Annotated in this window: 9 protein-coding genes and 1 pseudogene; 8 read left to right on the plus strand and 2 right to left on the minus strand. The window is 55.5% G+C overall.

The features are described from left to right. The first annotated feature begins 225 nt into the window (after positions 1–225). The 3 genes and pseudogenes from HMPREF2807_RS12380 (at position 226) to HMPREF2807_RS12385 (ending at position 2,577) form a co-directional block, all read left to right on the plus strand. Positions 226–1,442, plus strand: a protein-coding gene (locus HMPREF2807_RS12380) for an IS3 family transposase (protein WP_118853202.1) whose coding sequence is annotated in 2 segments (ribosomal slippage) — positions 226–487 and positions 487–1,442 — 1,218 coding nt in all. Because the reading frame shifts where the segments join, the coding sequence is not laid out codon by codon here. A 100-nt stretch (positions 1,443–1,542) separates the two neighbouring features. After that, positions 1,543–1,960, plus strand: a pseudogene (locus tag HMPREF2807_RS13920) (transposase family protein); the annotation flags it as partial. Positions 1,961–2,313: 353 nt separating this feature from the next. Then, positions 2,314–2,577, plus strand: a complete 264-nt coding sequence (locus HMPREF2807_RS12385) for a hypothetical protein (protein ID WP_011117479.1) — start codon at positions 2,314–2,316, stop codon at positions 2,575–2,577. 861 nt (positions 2,578–3,438) lie between these two features. Here HMPREF2807_RS12385 and HMPREF2807_RS12390 read toward each other — a convergent pair. Further along, a complete protein-coding gene (locus HMPREF2807_RS12390; RefSeq protein WP_011117489.1) occupies positions 3,439–4,032 on the minus strand; it encodes a recombinase family protein in 594 nt (197 codons plus the stop codon). After that, positions 4,032–4,286: a hypothetical protein gene (locus tag HMPREF2807_RS12395; protein WP_070513340.1), complete on the minus strand. Its 255-nt coding sequence runs from the start codon at positions 4,284–4,286 to the stop codon at positions 4,032–4,034. The genes HMPREF2807_RS12390 and HMPREF2807_RS12395 overlap by 1 nt, the downstream gene beginning before the upstream one ends. 188 nt (positions 4,287–4,474) lie before the next feature. Here HMPREF2807_RS12395 and HMPREF2807_RS12400 point away from each other — a divergent pair, with 188 nt between their 5' ends. The 5 genes from HMPREF2807_RS12400 to HMPREF2807_RS13925 all read left to right on the plus strand — a co-directional run. Next, entirely contained in the window at positions 4,475–5,020 is a 546-nt protein-coding gene (locus HMPREF2807_RS12400; protein ID WP_070513343.1) for a TetR/AcrR family transcriptional regulator, read from the plus strand. Further along, complete coding sequence (locus HMPREF2807_RS12405) at positions 5,017–5,376, plus strand: DMT family transporter (RefSeq protein WP_048733039.1); 360 nt, start codon at positions 5,017–5,019, stop codon at positions 5,374–5,376. The genes HMPREF2807_RS12400 and HMPREF2807_RS12405 overlap by 4 nt, the downstream gene beginning before the upstream one ends. Further along, complete coding sequence (locus HMPREF2807_RS12410; protein WP_003849969.1) at positions 5,373–5,702, plus strand: DMT family transporter; 330 nt, start codon at positions 5,373–5,375, stop codon at positions 5,700–5,702. The genes HMPREF2807_RS12405 and HMPREF2807_RS12410 overlap by 4 nt, the downstream gene beginning before the upstream one ends. A 99-nt stretch (positions 5,703–5,801) precedes the next feature. After that, the gene (locus tag HMPREF2807_RS12415; RefSeq protein ID WP_174232238.1) at positions 5,802–6,116 is read left to right on the plus strand and encodes an NIPSNAP family protein; all 315 of its coding nucleotides are present in this window, start codon (positions 5,802–5,804) and stop codon (positions 6,114–6,116) included. 111 nt (positions 6,117–6,227) lie between these two features. Then, a partial coding sequence (locus HMPREF2807_RS13925; protein WP_158010541.1) for a hypothetical protein occupies positions 6,228–6,855 on the plus strand: 628 nt, incomplete at its 3' end.

Consider the following 6,855-nt stretch of genomic DNA (forward strand, 5'->3'; position numbering starts at 1 on the left):
GGAAGTAGTCAACGACCTCCTCAACGGAAAAACCGAAGCCGGCGGCGTTAATCCCCACCAAAACCGAAATCCACCAGTAGTACTAAAAGGGCTCTTCCGGTTTTAGAGTGCATTGATTAGTTCGCCGGGGGTTCGGGCGTGGCACAAGATATTGGGGTCCTTGGCTGAGGTTACCCTCGTTTAGTGGACACCCTATTTGTACGGATCCTGTGTCCGTAGGAGAGGATGTTCATTGTGAGTCAACAGCGCAAGAAGTACACGCCGGAGTACCGGCGTGAAGCCGCGAACCTTGTAATCGAGTCAGAGCGCCCGATCGCTCATGTGGCTAAGGAGATTGGCGTCTCCGCCGGGCTTTTAGGCCGGTGGGTCAAACTCGAGCGTGAACGCCGAGGGGCCTCGGATGGGATGAGTGAGGCGGATCTTCGTGCTGAGAATGCCCGTCTGCGCCGTGAGTTGGCGGAAGCCAAGATGGATAACGAGTTTTTGTCAAAAGCGACAGCCTTCTTCGCCGCGAAGCAACGCGAGCAGAAAAGTTCGAACTAATGCGGCAGGAGAAGGCGAACTACAGCATCAAACGCATGGCACGGCTATTAAAAGTATCTCGGTCTGGATACTACAAATGGGCTGATACGCAGCAGAAACGACTATCCGGAAAAGATAATCGTGCAACATTTTACGATGACGTTGACCGCAAGATTCATCAGATCTGGAAAGACTCCGATGAGGTTTATGGTGCTCCCCGGATCACCGCAGAACTTACCGAGCGCTACCAGATCACCCTGAATCGCAAGACTGTGGCTAAGCGGATGCGCATGATGGGCATTGAAGGGATTTCACCGCGTGCCTTTGTCCCAGTGACAACGATTCAAGCCAAGCGTAAGTCAACTCTTCCTGACCTGGTCAAGCGCATGTTTGATACTGGTGAGCTCAACCGAGTGTGGATGTCGGATATTACCTACCTACGCACCAGCGAGGGATGGTTGTACTTGTGTGCGGTCCGCGACGGCCATTCCCGCAGGGTGCTGGGCTGGGCGATGGATAGCGTTCAAGATACATGCCTGGTCGAACGGGCCCTGCGGATGGCATATACACTGCGCGGTGACGTTCCTGATGGGCTGGTGTTCCACGCTGACCGCGGAACGCAATTTACCAGCGAGAAGCTCTGGGAAGTCTGCCATAACCTGGGCATTGCTCAGTCTGTGGGGCGTACTGGTGTGTGCTTCGATAACGCGATGGCTGAGTCGTTCTGGTCGACGCTTAAAACCGAGTTCTACGACCGTAAGCGTTGGCCTACCCGCGATGCTGCGCGCAAGGCCGTTGCCTACTGGATGGAAGTCGTTTACAACCGTCGGCGCCGGCACTCTGCACTAGGAATGGTCAGTCCCGTCGACTTCGAAAACCACATTGGTCTAACCACCAGTAGAAAAGAAATAGCTGCCTAAACACTAGGTAGCCCCACTACGTGTCCACGAATTGCGGTCAACCCCATGGCTTTGTAGGAAAAAGGTATCTAATCCATCCGTACAAAACTAAGGACCTACTGTGCAGCCTAACGGAAATGTCATCGTCGATACCATCTGCCGCACCGCAAAACTAGGAACTACTATCACCGGTGCCACAGAAAACGGTGACGTCACTGTTATTGAAGCCGAACCCGTCGAGCCGATCAATGAATGCCCTACCTGCGGGCAGCCTGGAGTATTCCGCGACCACGTCATCCGCAGCCTGGTCGATCTGCCCATCGTCGGCCACCCAACAACTTCATGTGCGCCTTCCACGCTACCGGTGCACCAACAAGCGTTGCTTGCAGAAGATCTTCCGTGCTGGCCTTGCCTGCGCGCCCGACAATTCAAAGACCACGGACCAGGTGACCCACTGGATCCTGCAACGACTCTGCCTAAATCGGATGAGCGTTGCCGCTGCACCCAAGTCATTAGGCCTGGGGTGGGATATGAAGTGTCCCAGGTTTTGTTCCGTTTGATGAAACCCGTTTTTGAAACAACGTACGGAGCACAACGCACGCCGATGCCAAAGCTTCCGCAACATCGACTACCTCATCAAACCCACGACAGTGGGATTCACACCCTCAATCCCCACGCGTGCAATCTTCGCACCTCAAAGATTGAAAAATGAAAGAAACCGGAGGTAACATACCCTTTCGAGTTTGTTACTTCCGGTGGTGCAGTTTGTTCAACTGCTCATCAGGATCTTACGGGGGATAACACTAACACACCCTGACTCTTGGAAAACGCAGCACACAGACCGTGCACACCCTCACCGATAAAATGGGCACCAGTCCCGAAAGGAGAAGGAATGTACACGACCATCACCCTCGCCGCACTCGCAGTACTTTTCGTCTTAATCATCCAGACCATCCGCCGCGAACGGCCAGAAGACCGTATGTATTACGCCGCGCTTGGAGGCAGCATAAGCGCAGCAATGATCCTTGTCCCCTCCTTCCTTTTCACCCAGGCCGGTCTCTCGCGAGAACTGGCCGCACTGCTCATCTCCTTCGGCCTACTAGCCTTGTGGATTACCATTTTCGGACTCCGCCTAAACGCAAGAACTAGCAGGTAAACCTGCATAACACAGAACATATGCTTTAGCATATGGCGGAACATACGCTATAACATATGCCTAAACATATGTTCCGCCATATGGCAGGACTCGCGGGCGCACGAATACGCAGATTCCCGCCCGCAGTAGAGAAAAGGAGGGCTACGGGCTCAGTGTGGGAGTATTGCGAAACCTTCGCGCGCCCATTAGCCTAAAAAGTGACAGCACAGTTCATCCCTGAATTGCGGCTGCACAATAAAAAGGGCCCCAACGAGTGCCAGCTCGTTGAGACCCTCGGGCCTAAAGACCCACGTGAAGCATCGCGGTAACGAGCTTCACGATTACGGTCACAAGAACTATGACCTTGGTAGCCACATCTAGCCAGTCAAGCTTGGTGGCATCAAGGTCTTTTCTTTTGCGACCGGGTGTATCCAATGAGTGTTTACCCATTGTCTACCTCCCTTTACGTCGTAGGGTTGTCCGCTCGCCTGAAAAAGGCGCGCGGGACAGCCCACGTCACGCGCGGGCCTTACCGCGCACCGACGAGGAAGTCACGCCCACGCCCCACCACAGGTGGCGGGGCATGATTGTGAACCGGCACTAACGTTAGCAGCCACCCCTGACGAGACCTAGAAGCATGATTTCACCCCTGCCTTTATAAAAGCCGCCCATGAGGGGAAACCCGTACAGTGCTACTTGCAGCTGCACTCAACACCGCTAATTTCTCTGCCTGTCACCCTATCTAGACGCACGAAAATGCTGGCAGTGCTACATAACTGCCGGCATATGCTTTAGCATATGCCTAAACATATGTCCCGCCATATGGCAAGACATATGACGGGGCTCATGGGCGCGCTGATCTACCATCACGGCCGCACTACCCTAGGTGTTTTTCAATGCTCGATACACCGTAGGACGGGTTACCCCAAATTCCCGCGCTAGTGCTGCCTTTGACTCCCCTGCCAATATGCGCCGTTTAATCTCCGCTACTTGCTGCGGGCTAAGAGCGGGTTTGCGACCTTTGTACTTTCCGGCCTTTTTCGCCAACGCAATCCCCTCCGCCTGGCGCTCGCGGATAATGGCCCGCTCAAACTCCGCGAAGCTACCGAGAATTCCGAGCATTAAATCCGCGCGCGGATCGGACGTGTCTTTCGCAAACGCGAGATTCTCATGCAGGAAAGTAACAGTCACACCCTTGCCGGTAAGTTCATCAACAATACCGCGCAGATCTGTCAGCGATCGGGCGAGACGGTCAATCGACGACACGACAAGTTCGTCACCGTCTCGCACGTACGCCATACACTCGACAAGTCCAGGGCGGGCAGTCTTGGTGCGGCCGGAAATCCTATCTTCAAAAAACCGGTCAATCCTGCCGGAAGCATTGAGTAGTTCTTTCTGGCGCTGATTATTCTGCTCCACCGTGGAGACACGGATATAGCCCACCCGCTGCCCATGCGAACCAGAGTCATTGACCATTAGTCTTCGCTCCGCGAAGGTTTAAAGGCGGCATTCTCTTGTTCTATGACTGCATCACGATACGACTCGATTGCATCCGAGAGGGCATAAAGCTGAACACCGTCGAGGCCATCAGCGTCAGCAAGCAAGGATTGCACAATCCTGCCCAACGCCTGCTGCCCCGACGACAATCCACCATGCAGATCTTTCACCCGCGCCAACGCGGGCACTTTGTCAATATGACTTTCAATATGGAAACCGTCAGACGATAACATCACACTCACCACTTTCTGTAAACATAAGGCCTAGACCCCGCTAGACACATGTAAAACAATGCTAGGAAAGGCCCTATTTTACAGGAAACACTCTTCCCTAAACCGGCGTAACAATAGGGTGTACCCCAGGTGCCCCTACCAGCGCCCGCAGTTGAAGGCTTCACCTACCAAATGGTAAAGTTAGCTATATGCGAACCAGTCAGCGCTCCGAGATCCTGGAAGCTGCCCTCCGCGTCATGAACGCAGCGGAGGGTGGCGACATTACCCTTGACGCAGTGGCCCACGAGGCCGGGCTCACCAAACCGGGATTGCTATATCACTTCCGCAACCGCGACGTACTGCTCGCCGCGATCGTCGACCACGCTGCGGCCAACGTCGAGAACGACATGACTGCCACCCTTGGCAAGCCCCTCGAGAACGCCAACGCCACCGAGCGGCTCCTGAGCTACGTTCACGTCGCCGCCCACGGGGCCGCCAAGCGCGCCGAGTTCATCATCTGGGGCCAAGCGACGTATCGGCCCGAACTCACCGAACCGTGGACTACGCGGATGGGCCGCTGGCTCGAACTCCCGGACGATCTCGACGCCGCCACCCGAGCCAGGCTGACCACCGCCCGACTCGCCGCCGACGGACTCTGGGGCGCCCAGGCCACAGGTGTGTTCACCCTCCACGGCGCGGATCTCGAAGCCGTCGTCTCCAGCATTCGCTCCCTGATCGAAGGAACAACCCCATGAAGCAGTGGTTCCTGCTCGCTGGCGCCATCACTACCGAAGTGGCGGCGACGCTGTCTCTCAAGGCGGCGCTCAATCACCCATCCTGGTACATCGTGGTTGCTGCCGGATACATCGGCACTTTCGTCTTCCTCACCTTCTGCCTGCGCGAAGGAATGCAGATCGGCGTCGCCTATGGCATCTGGGGAGCCAGCGGGGTCGTGCTCGCCGCCGTGCTATCCGCCGCGATTTTCGGTGAACCTCTGACCGCTGTGATGGGTCTTGGAATGGTTGCGATCATCAGCGGTGTCCTCACCGTCGAACTCGGCTCCCAGAAAGCTCAGCAAACCGCAGCCCAGGAAGCAGGAGTCAACTCATGAGATGGATCTTCCTCGCAGGCGCCATCTTGTCCGAAGTCGTCGCGACCATGTCGCTACGAGCCTCCGACGGTGGCCGGGTGAAGAAATGGTTCATCGGCGTCATCGCGGGGTATCTCGTGGCGTTCGTCGCCTTAAGTCTCGCCTTGGCCGACGGCATGGCCCTTGGCGTCGCCTACGGCATCTGGGCAGCATCCGGCGTAGCTCTCACCGCGATCCTCGCCCGGGTCATCTTCCACGAACCCCTCACCCGAACCATGGCCCTCGGCATCCTCCTCATCGCCGTCGGAGTTCTCACCGTTGAACTCGGCGCCAACTTGGCGAACTGACGCATTTCCGCAGGTAAACCAGGCAGATTGGTGTGCTGCACCACGAGGCGCACAGACAAAGGCTCCCCAATGAGCGCCTGTGGGCCTAGCGTTGTGGATGTGATCACCTGTGTCGTCCACTACACCATCGACCCCGACCAGATCGCAGCCTTTGAACAGTTCGCCCGCGCTTGGATGCGGCATGTCGACGAACACGGCGGCACCCACCACGGGTACTACCTACCCGCGGAAGGTGTGAGTGACCGTGCGGAATCCCTGTTCAGCTTCCCCAGCCTGGCTGCCTACGAGCAGTACCGCACCTTGTTCGGCACCCACTCGGACTTCATCGCCGCTGACCGGATTCGAGACGAGTCCGAGTGCGTCCTGCGGTACGAGCGCACCTTCATGCGGCCGCTCCTACCCCAGGGACACTGAAAGGGACTCCGGCAGCACGCTCGGCACAACCCACAACGCCGCAGGTCAGCGCGTACAGATGGGTGTACCTTAAACAACTGGTATTGACTGTTCGTTTAAAGAGGAGTGTTTATGGTCAGAAGCAAAGATGAATCTCAACCCACACAAGAAAACAAAACTCCCCCTGCGAAGGGGGGTAAAAAGACTATTCCACTGAAAGGGAGAGTGAAGGTTTACTTTAGGATTAATATCCTCCTTATTTTTCCTCCTCTTGGAGTCTTCATTTTGGATTGGTGGGATTTATGTACGCACTCTAAAAACAGTGAAGAGGTATGGGCGGGTGCTGCTATTATGGTTCTCTCTTTCATTAGTGGCGTCATATTCTTGACTAGAGCTTGGTGGATAAAAAGAGTTAATAACCGTGGGTTCCGGGTGACTAAGAATCCGGACGACTACGCACTCGAAAGAACTACTCTCTTGGCGTGGGTTTTGTTGCTCATTTTCCCAATAATTATCGAGGGTGTCGACGGCGCTTCGGGGATAGGTGCAATTACGAAGTGGGCTGCTGTCCTGGCTTTTTGGACCCCCATCGTTAGTATTGTCGGTTCAAGCTGGGGGAAGCTAAAAGCAACAAAACCTAACAGAGGAAAAATTATTTGGCCGTGTAACTGGGGGAATGAAGCGTCTGAAAAACCAGAACGTGAGAACCGTGAAGGGGGAGGAAAAGGGGCTCTTCCGGTTTTGGAGTGCGTAGCGGGGT

Origin of the sequence: Corynebacterium sp. HMSC074A09, from assembly GCF_001811545.1 — a bacterium.
GTDB classification, from domain to species: domain Bacteria; phylum Actinomycetota; class Actinomycetes; order Mycobacteriales; family Mycobacteriaceae; genus Corynebacterium; species Corynebacterium hiratae.